Annotated in this window: 22 protein-coding genes; 12 read left to right on the top strand and 10 right to left on the bottom strand. The window is 59.1% G+C overall.

Annotation, left to right across the window (positions count from 1 at the left end):
- The 6 genes from ACYVIT_RS07755 (at position 1) to ACYVIT_RS07730 (ending at position 5,653) form a co-directional block, all read left to right on the top strand.
- A complete protein-coding gene (locus tag ACYVIT_RS07755; RefSeq protein ID WP_415806485.1) occupies positions 1–942 on the top strand; it encodes a branched-chain amino acid ABC transporter permease in 942 nt (313 codons plus the stop codon).
- Positions 943–946: 4 nt separating this feature from the next.
- Positions 947–2,233 carry a branched-chain amino acid ABC transporter permease gene (locus ACYVIT_RS07750; RefSeq protein ID WP_415806484.1) on the top strand — a complete coding sequence of 429 codons (1,287 nt, stop codon included), beginning with the start codon at positions 947–949 and terminating at the stop codon, positions 2,231–2,233.
- Entirely contained in the window at positions 2,230–2,985 is a 756-nt protein-coding gene (locus tag ACYVIT_RS07745; RefSeq protein ID WP_415806483.1) for an ABC transporter ATP-binding protein, read from the top strand. The genes ACYVIT_RS07750 and ACYVIT_RS07745 overlap by 4 nt, the downstream gene beginning before the upstream one ends.
- On the top strand, positions 2,982–3,704 hold the full coding sequence (locus ACYVIT_RS07740) for an ABC transporter ATP-binding protein (RefSeq protein ID WP_415806482.1): 723 nt from the start codon (positions 2,982–2,984) through the stop codon (positions 3,702–3,704). Before ACYVIT_RS07745 ends, ACYVIT_RS07740 begins: the two co-directional genes overlap by 4 nt.
- Positions 3,705–3,718: 14 nt before the next feature.
- The gene (locus tag ACYVIT_RS07735) at positions 3,719–4,660 is read left to right on the top strand and encodes a beta-keto acid cleavage family enzyme (RefSeq protein ID WP_415806481.1); all 942 of its coding nucleotides are present in this window, start codon (positions 3,719–3,721) and stop codon (positions 4,658–4,660) included.
- Positions 4,661–4,753: 93 nt separating this feature from the next.
- Positions 4,754–5,653, top strand: a complete 900-nt coding sequence (locus tag ACYVIT_RS07730; protein WP_415806669.1) for an SDR family NAD(P)-dependent oxidoreductase — start codon at positions 4,754–4,756, stop codon at positions 5,651–5,653.
- Between the two features lie 107 nt (positions 5,654–5,760).
- On the opposite strand, the gene ACYVIT_RS07725 is transcribed toward ACYVIT_RS07730, so the two are convergent.
- Together ACYVIT_RS07725 and ACYVIT_RS07720 are read right to left on the bottom strand one after the other, a co-directional pair.
- Positions 5,761–6,759 (bottom strand): Bug family tripartite tricarboxylate transporter substrate binding protein, encoded by a 999-nt coding sequence (locus ACYVIT_RS07725; protein WP_415806480.1) that lies wholly within the window; start codon positions 6,757–6,759, stop codon positions 5,761–5,763.
- Positions 6,756–7,622, bottom strand: a complete 867-nt coding sequence (locus ACYVIT_RS07720) for a TauD/TfdA dioxygenase family protein (protein WP_415806479.1) — start codon at positions 7,620–7,622, stop codon at positions 6,756–6,758. Before ACYVIT_RS07720 ends, ACYVIT_RS07725 begins: the two co-directional genes overlap by 4 nt.
- Positions 7,623–7,713: 91 nt before the next feature.
- Here ACYVIT_RS07720 and ACYVIT_RS07715 point away from each other — a divergent pair, with 91 nt between their 5' ends.
- A complete protein-coding gene (locus ACYVIT_RS07715; RefSeq protein ID WP_415806478.1) occupies positions 7,714–8,595 on the top strand; it encodes a LysR family transcriptional regulator in 882 nt (293 codons plus the stop codon).
- A 40-nt stretch (positions 8,596–8,635) separates the two neighbouring features.
- On the opposite strand, the gene trmD is transcribed toward ACYVIT_RS07715, so the two are convergent.
- The 5 genes from trmD to alaS all read right to left on the bottom strand — a co-directional run bounded on the left by trmD (position 8,636) and on the right by alaS (position 13,443).
- Positions 8,636–9,403 carry a tRNA (guanosine(37)-N1)-methyltransferase TrmD gene (gene trmD, locus ACYVIT_RS07710; protein WP_415806477.1) on the bottom strand — a complete coding sequence of 256 codons (768 nt, stop codon included), beginning with the start codon at positions 9,401–9,403 and terminating at the stop codon, positions 8,636–8,638.
- Positions 9,403–10,029: a ribosome maturation factor RimM gene (rimM, locus tag ACYVIT_RS07705; protein WP_415806476.1), complete on the bottom strand. Its 627-nt coding sequence runs from the start codon at positions 10,027–10,029 to the stop codon at positions 9,403–9,405. Before rimM ends, trmD begins: the two co-directional genes overlap by 1 nt.
- A 44-nt stretch (positions 10,030–10,073) precedes the next feature.
- The gene (gene rpsP / locus ACYVIT_RS07700) at positions 10,074–10,334 is read right to left on the bottom strand and encodes a 30S ribosomal protein S16 (RefSeq protein WP_094820518.1); all 261 of its coding nucleotides are present in this window, start codon (positions 10,332–10,334) and stop codon (positions 10,074–10,076) included.
- A gap of 207 nt (positions 10,335–10,541) precedes the next feature.
- The gene (locus tag ACYVIT_RS07695; protein ID WP_415806475.1) at positions 10,542–10,835 is read right to left on the bottom strand and encodes a sulfurtransferase TusA family protein; all 294 of its coding nucleotides are present in this window, start codon (positions 10,833–10,835) and stop codon (positions 10,542–10,544) included.
- On the bottom strand, positions 10,822–13,443 hold the full coding sequence (gene alaS, locus ACYVIT_RS07690) for an alanine--tRNA ligase (protein ID WP_415806474.1): 2,622 nt from the start codon (positions 13,441–13,443) through the stop codon (positions 10,822–10,824). The genes ACYVIT_RS07695 and alaS overlap by 14 nt, the downstream gene beginning before the upstream one ends.
- 275 nt (positions 13,444–13,718) lie before the next feature.
- On the opposite strand from alaS, the gene ACYVIT_RS07685 reads away from it, so the two are divergent.
- The 4 genes from ACYVIT_RS07685 (at position 13,719) to ACYVIT_RS07670 (ending at position 18,486) form a co-directional block, all read left to right on the top strand.
- Complete coding sequence (locus ACYVIT_RS07685; RefSeq protein ID WP_415806473.1) at positions 13,719–14,429, top strand: response regulator transcription factor; 711 nt, start codon at positions 13,719–13,721, stop codon at positions 14,427–14,429.
- Positions 14,426–15,727, top strand: a complete 1,302-nt coding sequence (locus ACYVIT_RS07680) for a sensor histidine kinase (RefSeq protein WP_415806472.1) — start codon at positions 14,426–14,428, stop codon at positions 15,725–15,727. The genes ACYVIT_RS07685 and ACYVIT_RS07680 overlap by 4 nt, the downstream gene beginning before the upstream one ends.
- A 108-nt stretch (positions 15,728–15,835) precedes the next feature.
- Positions 15,836–16,894, top strand: a complete 1,059-nt coding sequence (locus ACYVIT_RS07675) for a glycosyltransferase family 2 protein (RefSeq protein WP_415806471.1) — start codon at positions 15,836–15,838, stop codon at positions 16,892–16,894.
- Positions 16,891–18,486, top strand: coding sequence for an ArnT family glycosyltransferase (locus tag ACYVIT_RS07670; protein WP_415806470.1), 1,596 nt, complete (start codon positions 16,891–16,893; stop codon positions 18,484–18,486). The genes ACYVIT_RS07675 and ACYVIT_RS07670 overlap by 4 nt, the downstream gene beginning before the upstream one ends.
- Here ACYVIT_RS07670 and ACYVIT_RS07665 read toward each other — a convergent pair.
- On the bottom strand, positions 18,434–18,829 hold the full coding sequence (locus ACYVIT_RS07665) for a GtrA family protein (RefSeq protein WP_415806469.1): 396 nt from the start codon (positions 18,827–18,829) through the stop codon (positions 18,434–18,436). The genes ACYVIT_RS07670 and ACYVIT_RS07665 overlap by 53 nt on opposite strands.
- Positions 18,830–18,907: 78 nt before the next feature.
- On the opposite strand from ACYVIT_RS07665, the gene ACYVIT_RS07660 reads away from it, so the two are divergent.
- A complete protein-coding gene (locus ACYVIT_RS07660) occupies positions 18,908–19,678 on the top strand; it encodes a ChbG/HpnK family deacetylase (protein ID WP_415806468.1) in 771 nt (256 codons plus the stop codon).
- On the opposite strand, the gene ACYVIT_RS07655 is transcribed toward ACYVIT_RS07660, so the two are convergent.
- The gene (locus ACYVIT_RS07655) at positions 19,675–19,941 is read right to left on the bottom strand and encodes a chaperone modulator CbpM (protein WP_415806467.1); all 267 of its coding nucleotides are present in this window, start codon (positions 19,939–19,941) and stop codon (positions 19,675–19,677) included. The genes ACYVIT_RS07660 and ACYVIT_RS07655 overlap by 4 nt on opposite strands.
- Positions 19,938–20,840 carry a DnaJ C-terminal domain-containing protein gene (locus ACYVIT_RS07650; RefSeq protein ID WP_415806466.1) on the bottom strand — a complete coding sequence of 301 codons (903 nt, stop codon included), beginning with the start codon at positions 20,838–20,840 and terminating at the stop codon, positions 19,938–19,940. Before ACYVIT_RS07650 ends, ACYVIT_RS07655 begins: the two co-directional genes overlap by 4 nt.
- Positions 20,841–20,939 lie beyond the last annotated feature (99 nt).

The raw sequence follows: 20,939 nt of genomic DNA, 5'->3' as shown, positions 1-20,939 counted from the left end.
ATGGAACAGATTCTTTTCTCGCTGATGAACGGCGTCGTCTATGGATTACTGCTGTTCATGGTGTCCGCCGGATTGACGCTGATTTTCGGCATGATGGGTGTGCTGAATTTTGCCCATGCGTCGTTCTATATGCTGGGCGCGTACTTTGCCTATACGCTGCAAGGCATGCTGGGATTCTGGCTGGCCGTGATCGTGTCACCGCTGCTGGTCGGTCTGATCGGGGTGATCGTGGAACGCTACTTTCTGCGCCGAGTGCATCGTCACGGACATGCGCACGAATTGTTGTTGACGTTCGGACTGTCATTCATCATCGCGGAATCGATCAAGCTGTTTTATGGCAATTATCCGGTGGATTACCGCATGCCGCCGTCGCTGGACTTTGCCGCCTTTAGCGTGGGCAGCACGCAGTATCCCGCCTATCGTCTGTTGATGGGCGGCATCGCCATCGCGATGTTCATCGTGATTTATCTGTTGCTCACACGCACACGCGTCGGCATCGTGGTGCGCTCGGCGATTCACAGGCCCAGCATGGCCGAGGCGCTCGGGCACAACGTACCGCTGGTATTCATGGGCGTGTTCGGTGCCGGCGCAGCGTTGGCCGGGCTGGCAGGCGCAGTAGCGGGAGCCTTCTACACCACCAATCCGAACATGGCACTGGAGCTGGGAGTTATGGTGTTCGTCGTCGTCGTGGTCGGTGGCCTCGGATCACTGGTCGGTGCCATGCTGGCCTCGTTACTGATAGGCATCATGACCTCATTGGCAGTGACGATCGACAGCAGTCTGGCCGATCTGTTTGCGCTGTTTGGCGCTGGCGAATGGGCACGTAATGTCGGAGGCCTGATGACGTTGAATCTGTCCAGTTTGGCTGCGACGCTGCCGTTCGCGCTCATGCTGTTGATCCTGCTGGTGCGTCCCGGTGGGCTCATGGGTGAAAAGGGCTGACGTCATGAAAAAAACTTTCTACTGCTGCGTGACCGGCGTTCTACTGCTGGTGGCATTGCCCATGCTGCTGTCGCAGGGCCTGCTGAATGCCGCCATCCAGATGCTGATCGCCGCCCTTTTTGCCAGCGCCTATAACCTGCTGTGCGGGCAAGCGGGCATGCTGTCTTTCGGACATGCCGCCTATTTTGGCGTGGGTGCGTTTGCTACCGTGCACGCCATGAACGCAATAGGCGGCGCGGGACTGTTGCCCACACCATTGATGCCTCTGGCCGGCGCGGGAGGCGGATTGATTTTCGGAGGTATCGCGGGCTGGTTTGCCACACAGCGCAGTGGCACCTACTTCGCGATGATTACCTTAGCCATCGCCGAACTTGTCCATTCGCTCGCGCCTCATCTGAAAACGATATTCGGCGGCGAGGCAGGCATCTCGACCATGCGTATGCCCGCTATGGGGTTGGATTTTGGCTCCACCACCCAGGTGTATTACCTGACCCTGGCCTGGGTGCTGCTGGCCATGGCCTTGCTTTATTTGTACACCCGCACGCCACTGGGCAGGTTGACACTGGGACTGCGCGAGAACCGGCATCGGTTGCAATTCCTGGGCTACAACGTGCACGGCCTGAGCACCCTCGTGTTCGCAATTTCTGCCATGTTTTCCGGCATTGCCGGCAGCCTGCAAGTGCTCTCAAATGAATCGGCCAACTATGTGGTGTTCGATCCGTCGCTCTCGGCCGCTGCGGTGCTTAACACTTACATAGGCGGCGTGCAGGTATTCCTGGGGCCTGCCTTTGGCGCGGCGTTGATGACGTTCTTTGGCTATGCCATCTCGGATTTGACCCGATCCTGGTTGCTCTATCAGGGCATCCTGTTTGTACTGGTCATGATGTTCATGCCGACGGGGTTGAGCGGCCTGATCTCCGTTGCCGCACGTCTGTGCGAGCGCCACGGTTTAGGCCGAGTGTTACCGCTCTTTCTCACAGGCATCGTTTGCGTCATGCTGGCTACCGCGGGCGTTACATTCACGATCGAACTCCTGCAACGCTTGTTCTCGCAGGAATACCGATCGCTATTGCAAGCCCATCCCGACGCAGCATGGCCTGCAGTCATGCTCCTAGATCAACCGTGGCGACCTGGATCGCCGTTGACCTGGTGCGTTCCTGCACTGTTATTCGGAGCAGCCCTTTGGTGTTACCGGCGCTGCCGTCATCAACTGCAAATGCTATCGATCGACGACAGCCAGTCTGCCATAACCTCACCGGCCGCTATACACCCCAGCAAGGATGCAGCATGAGCGAACCTATCCTGGCCCTGCATGGTCTGCGCAAATCGTTCGGTTCCACCGACATCATTCGAGGCATCGACCTGAGCGTGCGCCCTGGCGAGCGGCATTCCATCATTGGCCCCAACGGCGCGGGCAAATCCACGCTGTTTCACTTGATCTCCGGTCAATTGGCGCCGAGCGCTGGCGCGATTCAATTCGAGGGCCGCGAGATAGCTGGTCAATCTCCGCAAGCCATCAATCGACGCGGATTAGCGCGCTCGTTCCAGATCACCAACATCTTTCCACGACTCAGCACCTACGAAAACGTGCGTCTCGCAGTCATGCGTGCACACCGTTCACAGTATGCGTTCTGGCGTTTCATCGATCGGGATCGCGGCATACGCGCTGAAACAGAACGGCTATTAGGCCTGGTACGGCTGAGTGCCAAGGCAGATGCGATCGCCGGTGAAATGGCCTATTCAGAACAGCGCTCACTAGAGATCGCGATGACGCTCGCGTCCGATCCGCGCTTGATATTGTTGGACGAGCCCATGGCGGGTATGTCGCACGACGAGACGCAATACACCTCGCAGTTGATTCGCGAAATATCTGCTGGCCGCACGCTCATGATCGTCGAACACGACATGGACGTCGTTTTTTCGTTAAGCGATCGCATCAGCGTCGTGGTGTATGGCCAGATCATCGCGACCGGATCACCCGAAGAAATCCGCAACCACGCAGGCGTGCGCGAGGCCTACCTGGGCGACGAGGCAAGCTCATGAATACCGCCGCTACCACACTGCTCAATGTAGAGAATCTGCACGCCCACTACGGCAAGAGCCACGTGCTGCATGGCGTGGATCTGCAGGTTGGACAGAACGAGGTCGTCAGTCTGGTCGGTCGCAATGGGGCTGGACGCTCGACCACGATGAAGACCATCATGGGTCTGGTGGCGCCAACCTCTGGCCGTATATGCCTGCAGGGCCGCGACCTGACAGGTGCGCGCCCCTACACCATGTGCCGCGCGGGTATTGCCTACGTGCCAGAGGAGCGTGAGGTGTTTGCGAATCTCACCGTGGACGAAAACTTGCGCATGGGCGAACAACCCGCGGTGCCGGGCGCGCATCGCTGGACGGTGGAGCAAATGTTCGACTATTTCCCGCGCCTGAAGGAGCGGCGCAACACCAAGGCAGGCAGCCTGTCCGGCGGTGAACAACAAATGCTGACCATTTGCCGGTCGCTGCTGGGCAACCCGCTCGTCATATTGATCGACGAGCCCACCGAGGGGCTAGCACCCCGAATCGTCGCCCAGGTCGGCGAATGCATACAGGACATGCATCGCAAAGGCGTATCGGTGCTGCTGGTCGAACAAAAGCTCACTATCGCGCTAAAGGTCTCTACACGTGTCTGCGTCATGGGCCACGGCCGCATCGTATTCGAAGGCGGCCCGCAGGAACTGAGCGCCAACGACGAGCTGCTGTCGCAATGGCTGGCCGTCTGACTTCGGAGCAAAAAATGAAAAACAGCCAGAACAAAGTCATCATTTCATGCGCAGTCACGGGATCGGTCCACACGCCGACCATGTCGGCGCACTTGCCACTGACGCCTGAGCAAATTGCCGAACAGGCCATCGAGGCCGCGGCTGCGGGTGCGGCCATCCTGCATCTGCATGCACGCGATCCCGTCGATGGCCGTCCCACGGCGGACCCCGCCATATTCGACGCGTTTGTTCCGCACATACGCGACGCTACCGACGCCGTGATCAACATCACCACCGGCGGCAGCACTCGCATGACACTGGAAGAACGGCTGGCGTACCCGCTGCGCGCCAAGCCGGAGATGTGCTCGCTGAATATGGGCTCCATGAATTTCTCGATCCATCCTGCTGCACGGCGTATTACGCAATGGCAATACGACTGGGAAAAGCCTTATGTCGAAGGCATGGAAGACCTGATCTTTCGAAATACCTTTCGCGATATCCGGCACATCCTCAAAGTGTTGGGCGATGAGTGTGGCACGCGCTTCGAGTTCGAGTGTTATGACTTGGGTCATCTGTACAACCTCGCGCATTTCGTCGATGAAGGCTTGATACAAGGACCCTTATTCATCCAAGGCGTATTCGGCATCCTGGGCGGCATGGGGCCTGACCCGGAAAACCTGGTCACCCTGAGAACCACCGCAGACCGCCTGTTTGGCCGCGACGGTTATCGTTTCTCGGTGCTAGGCGCAGGCCGACACCAAATGCCTCTGGTCACAATGGGCGCGATCCTGGGCGGCAACGTGCGCGTGGGATTGGAAGACAGCCTCTACGTGGCTAAAGGCCAGCTCGCCACCTCATGTGCCGAACAAGTGCGCAAAATCAGGCGTATTCTCAATGAGCTTTCGCTCGACGTCGCCACACCGGACGAGGCGCGCACCATGCTGGGACTGAAAGGCCGGGACGCCGTCGCTTTTTGATTCCTGTCCGGACTCTGTACACCAACCCATGCTGCAGCCTTGCTGCCCACCTTTATCCCTCAGCGTAAATGCCGAGGTCTCTCGAGTTAAATGATGAAAAAGTACCTGCTGGATCGTGTAGCCATCGTCACCGGAGCCGGCAGTGGCCTGGGCCGGGCACATGCATTGGAACTCGCCCGCCAGGGCGCACGCGTCGTCGTCAACGATGTGGCCGGATCGCACCCCGGATCGCCTGCCAGTTTAGTCGTCGACGAAATCGTCAGTGAAGGCGGAACCGCCATCGCTATCGCCGGCGACGTGACCGATTTTTCCGCCATGCAGGACATGGCAGCCCGCGTGGTGGATCAATGGCAACGCATCGACATCCTGGTCAACAACGCCGGCATTCTGCGAGACAAGAGCTTTTCCAAGATGTCGATCGACGATTTCCGTCTGGTGCTAGATGTGCATCTGATGGGCAGCGTGCATTGCATCAAAGCGGTGTGGGACACCATGCGCGAGCAGCGCTACGGACGCATCGTGATGACTACGTCATCATCGGGCCTCTATGGCAATTTCGGCCAGGCCAACTACAGTGCCGCAAAAATGGCGCTCGTGGGCTTGATGCAGACACTGGCACTCGAAGGCGCCAAGCACGACATACGCGTAAATTGCCTGGCCCCCACCGCGGCCACAGCCATGACCGCGGGCATCCTGACCCCCGAGTCGTTATCGCGCCTCGCCCCTGAGGCCGTAAGTCCCGCCCTGACCGCATTGGTGAGAGACGATGCCCCCACCCGCTGCATCCTGTTAGCCGGTGGCGGCGCCGTCGAAAGCGCGAATATCACGATGACGCAGGGCATATTCACCGATGCGGCCGACGATGCGGCGGGCTTGATCCATGCCCAGATGGACCAAATCCGTGATCGCACGGGCGAACTGGTACCCAGCACAGGGTTTGAGCAATGCCAATTCGAACTGGCTAAAGCTGGTTTTGACATGCGGCTGCCCTGAGCTCCGCTTCGTCGAGCGCGCGGCGTGTAGTGCAGGGTTACCACTCGACGGCACCATGCGGTCCGTGCGGGCACTCGCCTGTTTGCGGCCATTACCTGTGAGGCGAATCAGTTGTCCATACTGATCCCTGCGACCTTGACTACCGTTTTCCAACGCGCAATCTCTTTTAACTGAAACGCGCGCAGCTTTTCGCCCACAGCATCTCCAGGCTTGGCGCCAATATCCTGGATGGCCTTGATCACTTCAGGGGCCTGCAAGATATCAGCCACATTGCGCTGCAATATTTGCAGGTGATCTGCCGGTGTTTGGGCTGGAGCGAACAACGCATACCATGCCGTCGCTACGTAATCAGCAACACCGGCTTCCTGCATGGTTTGCACCCGAGGAATCACAGCATTGCGAACGGGATCGCAAACGGCCAGCGCGCGCAAGGCACCGTTTTCTATGTGCGGCAATACCAGCGGCAAGTCCGCGAACATCACAGGCACTCTCCCGCTGACCAAGTCCACCAGCGCACCCGCGCTGCCTTTATAAGGCACGTGCAGCATCGATGTATGCGTCGAATATTTGAACAACTCGGCGGCAAGATGCTGAGAGGCGCCTACGCCTCCGGATGCATAGCTGATAGAGCCCGGACGATTTTTCAGTAATTGCACCAACTCGCTGACGCTTTGCACCTGCAGGTCGGGATGGACCACCAGCACGAGCGTGACTTCGCCCGCCAACGCGATGGGAGCAAAATCATTTACCGGGTCGTATGGCATGTTGCGGTAGATGAGCGAGTTGGTCGCATGCGTACCAATGGAGCCCATCACCAAGGTATAGCCGTCGGGAGGCGCTTTCGCTACATAGTCGGCGGCAATATTGCCGCTCGCCCCCGTCCGGTTTTCCACCGTGACGGGTTCCTTTAATCGCGTCGACATCTGCGCACCGATCAATCGCGTCAAAACGTCCGTGGAGCCTCCCGGCGCAAATGGCACAATCAAGCGAACAGGCTTGTTCGGAAAGCTGCCTTGCCCGGAAGCCAATGCGATAGATTGCCCCATCATGCCGGCGGCAATTAACGCACGCAGCAGGGCTCGTCGAGTACAGGAGGGGGATCTCATGCTGCCGCCCCGATTTCCGCAATATGGCCGGAAGGCGTACCCAGCACAGTGGTTCGCTCCAAGTGCCGCCGGTATCGGGGGTCATAGTCGCCCAATGCCAGATGTGCTGTGCAACGGTTGTCCCAGATCAACAGGTCCTTTGGCTGCCAGCTATGGCGGTACACAAAATGCGGTCGCGTAGCGTGGCCCACCAAGAAGTCGATCAATGGTTTGCTTTCTTCTGGCGTCATGCCCTCGAAGCACTTGACCTTTTCGCCAATGTACAACGCCTTGCGGCCCGTTTCGGGATGCACGCGCACGACGGGCTGCGCGACCGGCGGGTTTAAACGCTGATTTTCCTTTTCCCAAGAGGTCGATAGCCCCGAATTTTTCCGCTCGGAATGATGAATGCCGTTCAGCCCTTCGATCATCTGCTTCATCCGCTCTGATAGTGCGTCATAAGCGACATACATGTTCGCAAACAGCGTATCCCCTCCGACAGGTGGAACCTCGACTGCACGCAAAAGCGACCCTAGCGCCGGGGCCAAAGTGAACGACATGTCGGAATGCCACATCTGCCCTGTGTATCTGGAGTTCGAGGGGCTGCCATCCGGCTTTTGGTCGTTTGTCACCATCAGCAGCTCTGGAAACGTGGCATTTCGGTCCATAGGCAAGGACTTGTGTTCATCCAGGTCTCCGAACCTGCGGCTGAACGCGATGTGCTGCTCGCGAGAAATAGACTGACCTCGAATCAAGAGCACACCATATTGCAGAAAAGCCTGATGCACGCTTTCCCAATCGCTATCCGAAATCGGAAAATGTAAATCCAGCCCCAGGATTTCGGCGCCCAAGGCGAATGACAGGGGTCTACATTCAATGGCCATGTTTTGTCTCCTTTTGCGGGCCATTGAATCACTCGCCGATGATTTTGATAATCGGTAATATTAGAAAGATTATTCAGATTTTCTAAAAATTATGAATCTGCGTCGTATCGAGAGCTTTATTGCGGTGGCGGAGCTGCGCAGCTTTAGCGCTGCGGGCACCAAACTGCATCGCTCGCCTGCCGCTATCAGCACCCATATACAGCAGCTCGAAACCGAGCTGGGAGTGCCGCTTTTTGATCGCACGACGCGCCAGGTCTCCATGACGACCGAGGGGCAGCTGTTTTATACGCGCTGTCAGACGGTGGTTCGCGAGTTGATGGAAGTCTCACGAGAACTCGGAGACAGATCGGAACTGCGTGGTGGCCACGTATCGATTGGCACAGTCCCGTCGATTTCCAGCTTGAAATTGCCTGCGGTGCTAGGTGAATTCAAAAACAAATATCCGAATATCACCCTGGAACTGCACGAAGGTCCAATCAATCAGATTCACAGGGACCTGAGCGAGCGTGTCACCGATTTCGCCGTTGCCCCCCAGCACGAGGACTCATACGATCTGGATCACAAGGCCATCGTCAATGACCCATTCGTCGCCATCCTGCCTCGTACCATGGCTACCAACCGGAAATACATCACGCTGAAGGCGTTGAACCAGATCGATCAGCTCGCGCTATCCCATGACACCGCGGTGCGGGCCACTGTAGAACTTGTCTTTAGAAATGCGGGCCTGCGGTATCGACCCAAGATCGAACTCACCCATCACCAAACTGTCATCAGCATGGTAGAGGCGGGGCTCGGCGCCGCGATCTTGCCCACGATATGCGTACCCAAGGAAGAGAACGTTGATTACCAGGTCTTGCCTATACGTCCAGGCATCCTCACGCGGCAGATCTGCATTGTCACCGTGAACGGCAAGAGACTCAGTCCGGCAGCCCAAGCATGTGCGGATCAGATCGTTCAGGCATTAAGGGAGTAGGCGTGAAAGGCAAGGCTTTAGTGCTTTGCAGCAGAGACCCCTACCCCGCAGCCGCCAACGCCGCAAGAAACTTTTCATCGGCGCGAGTCAACCACCCATTAGCCCGTGCCCGTTCAAGCAAATCAGGGCGACGCTGTGCAGTCAAGCTCAGGGATTGCTCCCGCCGCCAACGCGCGATATTGGCATGATGGCCGCTCAATAATTCAGGCGGCACGCTCTCGCCGTCATACACCTCTGGTCGCGTGTAATGCGGACTATCAAGCAACCCTGACAACGTGTCATTGAAAGAGTCTTGAAGCGCGGAATCACCATCATTCAGCACGCCCGGCACCAGTCGCACGGCAGCGTCAATCACCGCGAGCGCGGCAATTTCCCCGCCCGACAATACAAAATCGCCAAGCGAGATTTCATCCGTCACACAGCGATCAATAAACCGCTGATCAATACCCTCGTACCGGCCGCAAATCAGAATAACGCCCTCGCCGCCCGCGAGCGACTGAGCGCCCTGCTGATCATAGCGACGGCCCGTCGGCGACAACAGCACCACCGGCGCGACGCCAAAACCCTGCGCTGCACGATCCGACTGCGCAGCAGCAACAGCGGCCTCTAATGGGGCCGCCATCATCACCATGCCCGGACCACCCCCATAAGGGCGATCATCGACCGTGCGATGCACATCGTGGGTATAGTCGCGAGGATTCCAGGCACGCAGCGACCAAAGCCCCTGCGCGTGTGCTCTGCCGGTAACGCCCAAGTCGCGCACGGTTCCGAACATATCCGGAAATAGCGTGACGACGTCAAAGCGCATCAGATTTCCGTGGGCCAGTTGCTGTCGATACGACGCGCGGAAAGATCCACCGCCAGGATATGCGCAGCGACAAAAGGCACCAGCATTTCCATCGGGCGTCCCTTGGGATCGAGCCTGGGCTCAGGCTCTGCGCCAGGCGCGGGCGCACGTTGCAACACCACACGCAAGATCGCGTGGGCGCCGTTATCCATGACATCCTCGACGATACCGACGCGAGCAGGCTCGCCCTCCGCATCCGAATAGAATGCGCAACCGATCAAATCGACCCAGTAATACTCGTCGTCGGCAGTCGCCGGAAACTCACTGCGCGGCACCTGCACGGTGTAGCCACGCATGGCCTCGGCCTGATCACGATCAGCAACACCATCGAGCTGCGCTACCACGGCCGTGCCCTGGGGCCTGGCCTGCAGCACTCGATGGGCGGCCGGTACAGACGTGACAACGCCTCGCGCCGTTTCAGGGGCGAGGCGAGTCAGCCACCAGGTCTTTGCCCGGCGTAAACCATCAGCCTGTGCGGAATGCGGCTGTACCTTGACCCAACCCTTGACACCATACGCCCCGGTAATGCGGCCCAACTCGACTAAGTCGTCGGGCGCTACGTTGCGGGTAATGGCATCAGACGGCATCAGGACTACAGCCGAAAACGACGCACAGGGTTTCCTGCCAGCCCTTAGGCGGCAGCGGAAACCTTGGCCGAGTAGTCTTTGACCAGACGCTCAACGGCGGGCGACAGTTGTGCACCGCTGTTGGTCCAGTATTGGACGCGATCCAGCGCAATGCGCAGTTGCTCCGAGCCTTCGCTGGCGACGGGGTTGTAGAAACCCACGCGCTCAATGAAACGGCCATCGCGACGATTGCGCGAATCGGTAGCTACCAGGTTGTAGAACGGACGCTTCTTGGAGCCGCCGCGGGCCATGCGAATCACCACCATAGGTAATCCCTTGAATTAGTTGTGAAAAACGGAAGATTCTAGCATTAATTCGAAAGCCATAGCAAGCCTTACCTTGGCCACAGCAACGATAGTGTGAAAAGCCGCTCGTCAAAGACAAACAAACCTGTCATCACCGTTTTACTGCCAGACAGCGAAATCAGTATAAATCCGGCTCATGACCCATCCACGAGCCGACACTGCGACAGCCTAACGGCGTCGTAAAAAATGCAACACCGAGCCCTGAGCCTCGTGCTGAGCCACCAAGCCATTGCCGCTTTGTTTGGCAAACGCCTGAAAATCGCGCACGGCCTTTGGATCAGTGGTGGTGACGCGCAGCACCTGCCCGCTCTCCATTTGCGCCAGGGCCTTCTTGGCGCGCAGGATGGGCAGCGGGCATGTCAGCCCGCTGGCATCGACCTCGCTCTGGAACTCAGGCAGGTTCTCCGGCGATGCGGGAGCCCCCGCCGCTCCAGCGGCATTCGGCAATTCAGAGGCGCTCATCGATCCACCCTGCCACACTGGCGATCGCGGCCGGCAATGCCTGAGCATCGGTCCCGCCACCCATCGCCATATCAGGACGGCCACCGCCCTTGCCGCCAACCTGGCTGGCCACAAAGCCCACCAGTTCGCCGGCCTTGACGCGGCCCGTCAAATCCGCGGTCACACCGCCCACCACACTGATTTTCCCATCGGCGCCAGCGCTGGCCAGCAACACAATGGCAGATTTCAGACGATCCTTGAGGTTGTCGACCATCCCGCGCAAGGCTTTCGGGTCCACATCACCGACATTAGCGGCCAACACTTTGGCCCCCTTGATGTCGACGGCCTTGGCAGCCAGATCGTTGCCCGCGCTGGCGGCCAGTTTGCCGCGCGCCTGCTCGAGGTCCTTTTCCAGCGCGCGGACCTGATCCTGCACCTGAGCGATACGCTCGGGGAGATCAGCCGGCGTGCTGCGCAACACGCCCGCCGCACGCAGCAGCAGGGCCTGCTGGTTCTGCACCCACACCAACGCGTTGTCGCCAGTAATTGCCTCGACCCGGCGCACACCAGCCGCGACGCCGCCCTCGGCGACGATCTTGAACAAACCGATATCGCCCGTGCGGCTCACGTGCGTACCGCCACACAATTCGCGCGAAAAACCTATATCCAGCACGCGTACCGTATCGCCATATTTTTCGCCGAAAAGCGCCATGGCGCCCCCCTTGACGGCATCGTCATAGGCCATCACCTGAGCCTGCGTCGGCTGGTTGGCCAATACCTCAGCGTTGACGATGGCCTCGACCTGAGCAATTTGCTCGGTGGACATCGGCGCGTCATGCGCAAAGTCAAAACGGGTTTTGTCCGGGTCGACCAGCGAGCCGCGCTGTTGCACATGCCCGCCGAGCACCTGGCGCAGCGCCTTGTGCATCAAGTGCGTCGCCGAGTGGTTGCGCACGGTACGGGCGCGGCGCACGGCATCCACACGAGCCAGGAGCGTATCGCCAACGGCCAAAGCGCCGGACTCCAGTTCGCCATGATGCCCAAAGACACCGGCCTGGATCTTGAGCGTATCCGCCACGGCAAAACGGGCGCCACCGCCTTCGAGCAGACCGGTATCACCGACCTGGCCGCCCGACTCGGCGTAAAACGGCGTGGCGTCCAGCACCACGACGGCCTTTTGGCCGGCCTGGACGCGATCGACCTGAGTACCGTCCACATAGAGCGCCGTGACCTTCACGTCATCCAGCTCAAGCTTTTCGTAGCCCTCGAAGCGCGTCTCTGCACCCTCGTAGCTCAGACCCTCGGCCATTTTGAACTTGCCGGCGGCGCGAGCCTGGTCGCGCTGACGCGTCATCGCCGCCTCGAAACCGGCCATATCGACATCGACATTGCGTTCGCGGCAAATGTCGGCCGTCAAATCCACCGGGAAGCCATACGTGTCGTACAACGTGAACAGCGTCATGCCGTCCAGTTGCCCGCCAGCGGGCACGCCCGCCAAGGCGCCGTCCAGGATCTTCATGCCGTGTTCGAGAGTTTCGCCAAAGCGCTCTTCTTCTTGTTTGAGCACCTGTGCCACGCGGTCGGCGGCCTGAGCCAGTTCGGGATAGGCTTCGCCCATCTCGGCAACCAGATCCGGCACCAATTTGTAGAAGAACGGCTTGGTCTGACCCAATTTGTAACCGTGACGCAAGGCGCGGCGCACGATACGGCGCAGCACATAGCCACGGCCCTCGTTGCTGGGAATGACGCCATCGACGATCAAGAAAGCACATGCACGGATGTGATCGGCGATCACCTTGAGCGAGTTCTCTGCGAGATCGCTCACCCCGGTCTCACGCGCCGCCGCCTGGATCAGATGGCGGAATAAATCGATTTCGTAGTTGGAATGGACATGCTGCAACACCGCGGCGATGCGCTCCAGGCCCATCCCCGTATCGACACACGGCTTGGGCAGCGGATTCATGTTGCCGGCCACGTCGCGCTCGAACTGCATGAACACGAGATTCCAGATCTCGATGTAACGGTCACCGTCTTCTTCGGGCGAGCCCGGGGGGCCGCCCCAGATCTCGGGGCCGTGGTCGTAGAAAATCTCGGAACACGGTCCACACGGACCGGTATCGGCCATTTGCCAGAAGTTGTCCGACGCGTAGCGGGCACCCTTGTTGTCACCAATGCGGATAATGCGCTCGGTCGGCACGCCGATTTCTTTGGCCCAGATGTCGTAGGCCTCGTCGTCCTCTTGGTAGACGGTGACCCAGAGCTTTTCGGCCGGCAGCTTGTATACCGTGGTCAGCAATTCCCAGGCGTACTGGATGGCATCGCGCTTGAAATAGTCGCCAAAGCTGAAATTGCCCAGCATTTCAAAGAACGTATGGTGCCGGGCGGTGTAGCCGACGTTTTCCAGGTCGTTGTGCTTGCCGCCGGCACGCACGCTGCGCTGCGAGGAGGTCGCGCGCGAATAGGAACGGTTTTCCTTGCCGGTAAAGACGTCCTTGAACTGCACCATCCCGGAATTGGTAAAGAGCAGCGTGGGGTCATTGCCCGGCACGAGCGACGCCGAAGGCACGATCGTGTGCCCCTTGGACTGGAAAAATTGCAGGAACTTCTGGCGAATCTCTGAGGATTTCATGCGTGCACGAACCGGAAATAAGGCGAATCTTTAATTATAGAGGCTAGTCTGCCCAACGCCACCGAGGCCCCCGGACTGCCGCAAGACGCACCGGCGGGTCCCGACACGCCGCCGGTGCCCAGGCCCCCTATGTCGGCGAGATCTTCCCTCGGTAAATTCAACGAAAATTCGACGGCGGGCCCTTCATGCTCAATAATCCTCAAACCGTCACCAACGCCCTTGGCGCATGGAGCGCCTGCCTTTAACCGCGCACGTCACTGCCAGCATCAGCTCACATGAAAACCGTTTCGGCCAATGTGCACTACCAAGTACTGATCGTCGAAGACGATCTGACCATCGCGGGAAACCTGTATCAATTCCTCGAGCTCAGCGGCTTTACCCCGGACGTCGCCTATGATGGCACGACCGCATTGCGTATGCTCCAGAGCCAGCATTTTGACGCCGTCGTGCTCGATATCGGCCTGCCCGGCAAGGACGGCTACCAGGTTCTGCACACGCTGCGCAGCGAATGGCGCAAGGCGATTCCCGTGTTGATGCTGACGGCTCGCGATACGCTGGAGGACAAGCTGACCGGTTTTGGCCATGGCGCGGATGATTACCTGACCAAACCTTTTGCATTGGCCGAAGTCAAGGCTCGGCTGCTGGCGCTGATACACCGTGCCAAGGGAAAAGTCGTCGACGCCGTACAAACGTGCGGTCCGCTGCAATTCGATGGACGCACCAGAGAGGTATCGGTTTCCGGCCAAGCCTTGCACCTCACACCGAAATCAGTCCTCATTGTCGAAACCCTGATACGCACCCCTGGCCAGGTGGTGTCGAGAGAGGAACTCGAGGCGATTCTCTGGAACGATGTCCCGCCCTCAAGCGACGCCTTGCGCAGCCAGGTGCATTTGCTCAGACGAGCGCTTTCCGACGCTGGTTTTGATGGCATCGAAACGATACATGGCGTGGGATGGCGGATGGTCGAGCCCGGAGCAGGCGCATGAAAAGCGGCACCCTCACCCAGCGTGTCATCTGGGCGCTGACGGGCGTGGTTTCTATTTTTGTCGCCGTCCTGGCACTGCTGGCCTACCTGGCCTTCGATCAGATGGAAGACGGGTTGGTCGAACAGATCCTGACCTCTGAGGGCAACCGCATCGTCCAGCACCTGGAATCCGATGCGAATTATGCGGTGCCGCAAGAGTCGTCTGAACTCACAGGCTCGATTCGCGCTTGGCTGATCCATAATGACATTCCCCAGGGCATGCCGGCACCACTGCGCGACCTGCTCCCCGGCTTACATGAGTTGGAGCCCGACGGTGAAACCTGGCACGTCATGGTTGAAGACACCGCGCGCGGACGGCTGTATGTGCTGTATGACGCTACCGCGCACGAAGCCCGCGTGCGTGAGTTCGGCTTGATCGTGCTGGGCGTAGGCGTGCTGTGCATCATTGCCGCCTATGCGCTGTCGCGTCGGATTGCCGGCGTGGCCGTGGGCCCGCTGCTGGACTTGACGACGCGTTTATCAGACTGGGCGCCCGGATCGCCAGACATCGCCATCACTCGCGATGACGAAGCAGGCCGCCTTATTGAAGCGTTCAATCGTGTTCAGAACCAGGTCGATCATTCGATCGCGCGCGAACGCGAGTTTGCGGCCAACCTCAGCCACGAAGTCCGCACGCCGCTGGCCGCGATTCGCTCCGATAGCGAAATCATGCTGCTCAACACGGCGCTGTCCTCCGACCCAAAGGAGCGCCTGACGCGCATTGTGGCCAACGTGGATCATATTGCCGCGTCATTGGAGAGCGCACATTCCATGGCCCGCGACCAGCCTCGCCCAGCCGAACCCGTGGATCTGAATGGCTGCATGGACGACGCATGGCGTGGACTCGAAGCGATCGCAGAGGCTTGCGATCTCGTGTTTCGCAATCACATCCCACCCGAAACGGTGCGCATGCTCGATAGGTACGCCCTGCTGACCGTGTTGCGCAATCTGGTCCGCAACGCCATAGACCACGCGGCGCCGGCCACACTGACGGCGTTGCTGACGGTCGATGGTGCTATCGAGTTGCGCGACACAGGAAGGGGAATCGAGACCTCGGAGCTGCCTTTCTTATTCGAACGCTATTACAGCGGGCGGCTGGCGGACGCGTCTGCACCGGCTGCGGATCATGGTGGCCTGCGGCATGGATTGGGACTGGCTATTGCTAAACGAGTGTGTGACATGCAGGGCTGGGAACTGGATGTCAGATCGCAGCGCGGCGGCCCGCAGTCGGGCACCTGTTTCACGCTGAGATTTGACTGAACATCGCTATCCCACTGTCCCATTTACGTTTTTCCATACCCCATTTAACGAAAATTCGACGAGCTGCCACGCATACTGGGCGCTCTTGCACTGCCAGGGTACCCCTGTATGGCCCTCGAATTTCGTTTAAACGCGCAAGCCCATGTCTTGCCCACGCCGTCCATCGCGACGCCCTTGATCACCACCTCGTCCAGAGCCGACAAATTTGACGACGCACGCATCAGCTGCGTCGTCCCCTGCCTGAATGAGTGCGACAACCTGCACCTGTTGCTGCCGGCATTGCGCCAGGAGCTGAAGTCGCTGTCGACGCAGTGGGAAATCATTGTCATAGACGATGGCAGCACCGACGGCACCGAGGACCTGATGACCGAATGGACGGCGCATGACGGTATGCGATACCTGCAGCTGTCGCGCAATTTCGGCAAAGAGGCGGCCTTGTCTGCGGGATTCGAGGCGGCCGACGGCGACGTCGTCATTTGCCTGGATGCGGATCTACAGCACCCCACTGCGCTGATCGGTCCCATGCTCGAACGCTGGCGCTCGGGCGCAGACATGGTCTATGCCGTACGTGAACATCGCGACGACGAATCGTGGGTCAAACGTACAGGCAGCCAATGGTTTTATCGCCTGCTCAGCGGCACCCATGGCGTACAAGTGCCCGCCCACGCCGGCGATTTTCGGTTGATGGACCGGCGCGTCATCGAGGCGCTGATGGCCTTGCCGGAACGCACCCGCTTTATGAAGGGGTTGTATGCCTGGGTCGGATTCCGTAGCGAACCCCTGCCCTATACGCCCGACGTACGCGCCAATGGCGCGAGCCGCTACAACACTTGGCGCTTGGTCCGTCTCGCCTTGACCGGACTGACTGCGTTTACAACCTGGCCATTGCGCATGGTCAGCTTGCTGGGATGCGTTTTTGCGCTGTTGTCGTTTGCCTATGGCGGTTACCTGGTCCTGGACTATCTGGTCAACGGCAACCATATCTCCGGCTGGACGACCATCGTCACTGCGCTGTTGTTCTTCGCCGGCGTGAATCTGATTTCCCTGGGTGTCGTCGGGGAGTATGTGGCTCGCATCTTTGACGAAGTGAAAGGCCGCCCGCTCTTTGTCGTACGTCAGCGCCGTGGGCGCGCCCGCCATGCCAATTCCGCCCGGGTGCAACCATGAGGACCCGCAACAATACTGGCACCCATCCCTGGGTGCCGCCCGCTGCGTGGCTGCTCCTGGGCCTGGGGATCTGGCTGGCCGGTCTGTCATGGGCTCGCGTACTCACCCTGCCGGATGAAGGCCGCTACGCGGGTGTGGCCTGGGAAATGCTGCGCAGCGGCTCACATGCCGTGCCGCTGTTGGATGGCATGCCGTATTTCCATAAACCTCCGCTGTACTACTGGCTGACGGAAGTCGGCTTCAAGCTATTCGGCTTGAACGAATGGGCAGCACGCATGCCGTCGTGGTTGGCCGCCTGGGCAGCGTTGTCGGGCCTTTATGCGTTCGTGCGGCGTTACCGGGATGCTGCGACGGCGACGATTGCTGTCGTAATCCTGGCCACCACCCCATTTTTTTATGGTGGTGCGCAGTTTGCCAACACGGACATGCTGGTTGCCGGATTGATTACGTTGGCCGTTCTGGCGGCGGCAGACAGTGTGCTGCGCGCACAAGCCCAGCGTCCCTACAGACTGATGTCATTGGCAGCCGCGGCGCTTGCTGGTTTGGCTGTACTGGCTAAAGGATTGATCGGCCTGGTCCTGCCCGGAGCCACGATTTTCTTTTGGCTGATCCTGAGCCGGCGGTGGCACGGCTTTCGGGTGCTGCTCTGGCCGCCCGCGCTGCTGATGTTTGCACTCGTCGCCGTCCCCTGGTTTTGGATGATGCAGGCGCGATTTCCGGGCTTTTTTCACTATTTCTTTGTGTACCAGCATTTCGAACGATTTGCGCAATCGGGATTCAATAACGCGCAACCGTTCTGGTTTTACCTGCCTGTCACTGTCGGCCTCATATTGCCTTGGTCACTATGGGGTGGCGGTATGCTGCGCAAAGATTTTTGGCAGATGCCGGACCCCGCCGGACTGCGCAGTTTGATGGCGATCTGGACTGTCGTGATACTCGGCTTTTTCTCGATTCCCAGCTCAAAGCTCATTGGCTACGTCGTGCCTGCACTGCCCCCGCTGGCTGTCATCCTGGCTGAAGTGATACAACGCGCGATCAGCCAAAGCACGACCGGACAAGCCCGTCTGTGGCTCTACCGGTGCGCGGCGGGCTCGTTCTTATTATGTGTCGTGCTGGTGGGCGTGTTCGTAGCCAACCCGCGCCGTAGCGCAGAACCGCTAGGCCGTCAGATCGCCGCGGACATGCAGACGAGCGATACCTTGGTGACGCTGCACTCCTATCCATTCGATCTGGGCATCTATACAGGCGCGACACAACCGGCCTGGGTAGTCGACGACTGGAGCAACCCGAAGATCTCCCAGCGGGATAACTGGCGCAAAGAGCTGTATGACGCTGGGCTATTTGCACCGCAGGCGGCCGCACGTCTGCTGATATCGCCTGAGACATTTCTGTCGCGTCTGTGTACTGCGACGCCAGGCAATCGGTTCTGGATATGGGGCGAGCCCGAAGACGCACAGCATTATCCCGCTTTGCGAGGGTTGACACCGAAGTTTTCCGACCGCCATTACGCAGTATGGCGAATCGACATCGATCAAGATTTCAAAGCTCGGCTTTGCGGCGAAACGCCCACAGCCGGCTCGCCAGGAAAGTAAGCACGGCCAACCCGATCAAGATCAACGCAAGTAATACGTCATAACGCAATGACGTGGCATGCAGCAGCCAGGCATACGAGGCCTCGTTCAGCAGAAATCCGCAAGCAGAAATGAGAAAAAAGCGCCGCGCGGCCGTCATCCAGTGTGAGGACCCGTGGCGAAAGGTAAGTCGATAATGACCCGAGAACGATACAACGAACGCTATCAGCCAGCCCACCGCATTGGCGGCGAGTGGCGACATATGCAAGCCTTCGACGCAGGCCACCGCGACCGCCCAATGCGTAGCGGCGGCGGCACAGCCCACGACGACAAACCAGGCAATCTGTTTAATCAAAGCTCGCATGAAGGCTTGAATGAGAATGGTCGAACGGATGACGGGCGATGCTGGAAACACGTCGTCGTTTGTGGCGATGATTTTGGCATGAATTCGAGCGTGGATGCGGGGATGTTTCAACTCGCGCAGTTGGGGCGGCTCAGCGCCATCAGCTGCCTCACACAGGCGCCCACCTTTTCTGCCAATGCACCACTATTGCGCGACGTGAATGTCGACGTTGGCCTGCATCTGAACCTGACGGAGTCATTTGGTCATCGAGACCAATTGGCAGTCCTGCCGTTGCCTGCGCTCGTTACCCGTGCCTATGCGGGCTATTTGAGTGATGAGCTGATAGACGCACAGCTGACTCGCCAGTTTGACGCTTTCGAACGGGTATTGGGACGCGCCCCCGCTTATGTTGATGGGCATCAGCATGTACATCAGTTGCCTCATGTGCTGCCGCGTTTGCTGCACTTGTTGCGAAACCGGTATGGCAGTTATCGGCCATGGCTACGATATACCGCCCCCGGTATGCAAGCAGGCATTCCCATCCAGGAATCCGCTAAAGCCCATGTCATCGGAGCCCTGGGCGCCAGCGCCGTTGCGCGCGCTGCACAACGTGAGGGCTGGCGTACCAACCGCCGTTTGCTGGGAGTGTACGGCCTGAACGGCGGCCCGCGTCACTACGCCGGATTGCTCCACCAATGGCTAAGCAATGCCCGAGATGGCGATCTCTTGATGTGCCATCCCGCGATTGCCGGCGCAGGGGATAAACTAGGCAGCCAGCGCGCCGCGGAATTCAACGTACTGGCCCGGCCTGAACTGGGCCAATGGATGCGCCAGAATGGCGTACAGATTGATCGGCCGTTGTGGCATTAAGGTTTCTTCTGAACCTGTGCCAGCGCATAACGCAGCCCGTGCACCTGATCGATGAGATGCAGAATGATGTCGATGCCCTCATCGTTGGCGCCGATATTGACTCTCAGATCCTGAATCAGATGTGCGCGTGCGATGTCCATTTCGCAAAATGTAATGCCTGCGGCGGACTGCTCTGGGATGATCCATTGTTGCTCTATATACAGCTCCAACGTTGGCGCAGGCAGATCGCAAGAAACCAGGAACTCCTGTTTGGTCATCTTCATGACTTCCCTTCCTCCCGGGGGTTGAAGTCCTTGCCCCGAGTCCAATTCGACACGAAACTCTCGAGATCCGGATCCGGCGATTTCGGCAGCACAATTTTCAGTTTGACTAACTGATCGCCGAATCCACCACCACGACGGGGAGCGCCCTTGCCCTTCAGGCGCAGCGTGGTTCCGGTATTTGAGCCTTTGGGCACGGTCATCACGACATCGCCCGTCGCAGTAGGCACCGTCACGCTGCCGCCTAGCACGGCTTCGGACAGGGAGACGGGCAGCTCCAGCGAAATATCATCGCCCTTGCGCGTAAAGCGCACATCAGGCAGCACCTCGACCTCGATGAGCGCGTCTCCCGGACCACCACTGCCCGCACCCGGCTCGCCCTTGCCCTTTAACCGAAGCACTTGCCCACTCAGCAGCCCCGGCGGAATCGTCACGTCCAGCACGTCGCCGCCAGGCAAGGTCAATCGCTTGCTCGCCCCAGTAATCGATTCGGCGAAATGAATCTCCAAACGATAGTGCATGTCCCGTCCACGGCGATTGCGCTGCGCCTCTTGGCTACGCCTGAGAATCTCCGCAAAGGCGTCATCGTGCATAAAGTCTGCAAAGCCTGACGCATCTGCGTAGGGATGGGCTTGATCCGACGAAGCAAAATCGCGGTAGTAGTGATGCTGCGGACGTTCCTGTCCCGTCTCGTCGATTTCGCCGGCGTCATAACGCTTGCGCTTGTCATCGTCGCCCAGCAAGGCATAGGCGCTCGCAATCGCCTTGAACTTTTCCTCGGCGGCTTTATCGCCGGGGTTCAGGTCAGGATGGTATTTCTTTGCCAGCCTGCGATACGCATGTTTGATCTCGGAGAGTGATGCCGTCGATGCTACTCCGAGAACTTCGTAGGGATTAGTCAAGGTTCACTCCAGGCGCTATGCATTGACACGGGCACGATGCAAGCTTGCCGTCGGCCGTTCCAATCTGCTGCCGTACACCAACCCATCCCGGCAGCCACG

The sequence above is a fragment of the Bordetella muralis genome, from assembly GCF_054781015.1.
This window is presented reverse-complemented; position numbering and strand designations above follow the sequence as displayed.

Coding starts and splice junctions, on each gene's coding strand:
- ACYVIT_RS07755 (WP_415806485.1), top strand. CDS start 1: ATGGAACAGATTCTTTTCTCGCTGATGAACGGCGTCGTCTATGGATTA.
- ACYVIT_RS07750 (WP_415806484.1), top strand. CDS start 947: ATGAAAAAAACTTTCTACTGCTGCGTGACCGGCGTTCTACTGCTGGTG.
- ACYVIT_RS07745 (WP_415806483.1), top strand. CDS start 2,230: ATGAGCGAACCTATCCTGGCCCTGCATGGTCTGCGCAAATCGTTCGGT.
- ACYVIT_RS07740 (WP_415806482.1), top strand. CDS start 2,982: ATGAATACCGCCGCTACCACACTGCTCAATGTAGAGAATCTGCACGCC.
- ACYVIT_RS07735 (WP_415806481.1), top strand. CDS start 3,719: ATGAAAAACAGCCAGAACAAAGTCATCATTTCATGCGCAGTCACGGGA.
- ACYVIT_RS07730 (WP_415806669.1), top strand. CDS start 4,754: ATGAAAAAGTACCTGCTGGATCGTGTAGCCATCGTCACCGGAGCCGGC.
- ACYVIT_RS07725 (WP_415806480.1), bottom strand. CDS start 6,759: ATGAGATCCCCCTCCTGTACTCGACGAGCCCTGCTGCGTGCGTTAATT.
- ACYVIT_RS07720 (WP_415806479.1), bottom strand. CDS start 7,622: ATGGCCATTGAATGTAGACCCCTGTCATTCGCCTTGGGCGCCGAAATC.
- ACYVIT_RS07715 (WP_415806478.1), top strand. CDS start 7,714: ATGAATCTGCGTCGTATCGAGAGCTTTATTGCGGTGGCGGAGCTGCGC.
- trmD (WP_415806477.1), bottom strand. CDS start 9,403: ATGCGCTTTGACGTCGTCACGCTATTTCCGGATATGTTCGGAACCGTG.
- rimM (WP_415806476.1), bottom strand. CDS start 10,029: ATGCCGTCTGATGCCATTACCCGCAACGTAGCGCCCGACGACTTAGTC.
- rpsP (WP_094820518.1), bottom strand. CDS start 10,334: ATGGTGGTGATTCGCATGGCCCGCGGCGGCTCCAAGAAGCGTCCGTTC.
- ACYVIT_RS07695 (WP_415806475.1), bottom strand. CDS start 10,835: ATGAGCGCCTCTGAATTGCCGAATGCCGCTGGAGCGGCGGGGGCTCCC.
- alaS (WP_415806474.1), bottom strand. CDS start 13,443: ATGAAATCCTCAGAGATTCGCCAGAAGTTCCTGCAATTTTTCCAGTCC.
- ACYVIT_RS07685 (WP_415806473.1), top strand. CDS start 13,719: ATGAAAACCGTTTCGGCCAATGTGCACTACCAAGTACTGATCGTCGAA.
- ACYVIT_RS07680 (WP_415806472.1), top strand. CDS start 14,426: ATGAAAAGCGGCACCCTCACCCAGCGTGTCATCTGGGCGCTGACGGGC.
- ACYVIT_RS07675 (WP_415806471.1), top strand. CDS start 15,836: ATGGCCCTCGAATTTCGTTTAAACGCGCAAGCCCATGTCTTGCCCACG.
- ACYVIT_RS07670 (WP_415806470.1), top strand. CDS start 16,891: ATGAGGACCCGCAACAATACTGGCACCCATCCCTGGGTGCCGCCCGCT.
- ACYVIT_RS07665 (WP_415806469.1), bottom strand. CDS start 18,829: ATGCGAGCTTTGATTAAACAGATTGCCTGGTTTGTCGTCGTGGGCTGT.
- ACYVIT_RS07660 (WP_415806468.1), top strand. CDS start 18,908: ATGAATTCGAGCGTGGATGCGGGGATGTTTCAACTCGCGCAGTTGGGG.
- ACYVIT_RS07655 (WP_415806467.1), bottom strand. CDS start 19,941: ATGAAGATGACCAAACAGGAGTTCCTGGTTTCTTGCGATCTGCCTGCG.